This window comes from Pseudomonas sp. DVZ6, assembly GCF_024259445.1.
Lineage (GTDB): Bacteria > Pseudomonadota > Gammaproteobacteria > Pseudomonadales > Pseudomonadaceae > Aquipseudomonas > Aquipseudomonas peradeniyensis.
This window is the reverse complement of sequence record NZ_JANCLM010000099.1, coordinates 1-1,050: the sequence shown is the minus strand read 5'-3', so window position 1 is coordinate 1,050 and position 1,050 is coordinate 1. Positions and strand designations below refer to the sequence as shown.

The window sequence follows — 1,050 nt, the reverse complement described above, 5'->3', positions numbered from 1 at the left end:
CAAGGCCGCTCCTACATCTATGGTTACCCCCATTTCTGCAATACTGTACTGAGATGTGCGTGAGTTTGGTTTGCGTCAATCTATACGGCGTCGTGTGGGAGGTTGGTCCCGCGCCTCGATGAAAATCGCGCCCGACGAGCCTAGATATTTGTTCGGCTTCTGAAGCCGAGTAGGAGCTCAGGTTGATCGCCAGGCCGGTATACCGTTCACGTCATCTGTGTGCAGCATCGCAAAACCAGGTGGGTTGTTACTCGTGTGTCTGCAGGGTCAAGCGTTCATGGCGCTTGACCCTGCATCAAATTCGCTGTGGTGTGCCGTGATGGCCCAGGCGATTCGGGCCAGTTTGTTGGCGATAGCGCACACCACCAGGTTGGGGTGGTGAACACGTAGCAAGCCACGTACCCAGTCCGCCAGCTTGCCGGTTTTGCGCTCCAGCCCAATCAGATAGACCCTCGCGCACTGGATCAGCAGTCGTCGCTGATTGCCGTCGCCCCGCTTGCTGATTCGCCCCAGGCAAGGTTTGCCGCCTGTCGTGTGCTGCCTGGGAACCAGGCCTATGGAGGCTGAATAATTTCGCCCACAGCGGAACTGCTTACCATCACCCAATTCCGCAGCCAGGGCGGTAGCGGTGATCGGGCCAATACAAGGTATCGACATCAAACGGGAAGCAAGATCATCGCTAACGGCCTGGCTATGCACTTCCTTGTCCAGAGCCTTGATCCGATCATCGAGATAGCGGAAGTGGGCATGTAGGTCCAGCAACAGCTTCTTGATCAACGGTGAGAAGGTACTGTCGTCCAGCAGAATGGGGAGCTCCCGGACCGCCTTGAAGGTGGGTGCCAAACTGACCCCCACCTCGAGCAAATAAGCGTGGATGCGGTTCATGGTGGCAGTACGGTCTCTGATGAAGCTGTCGCGCAGTGAATTGAGCATCGCCAGCGCCTGCTGGGCCTCGGTTTTGGGAGGCACGAAGCGCATCTGATCGCGGGTTGCCGCCTCACCGATAGCGGCAGCATCGGCAAAGTCATTCTTGTTGCTTTTCACGTAGGG

General features: G+C 57.3%; 1 protein-coding gene. It reads right to left on the bottom strand.

From position 1 onward, the window contains the following. Positions 1 to 267 precede the first annotated feature (267 nt). The coding region (locus NMG10_RS25790; protein WP_254465374.1) for an IS110 family transposase at positions 268 to 1,050 on the bottom strand (783 nt) is incomplete at its 5' end.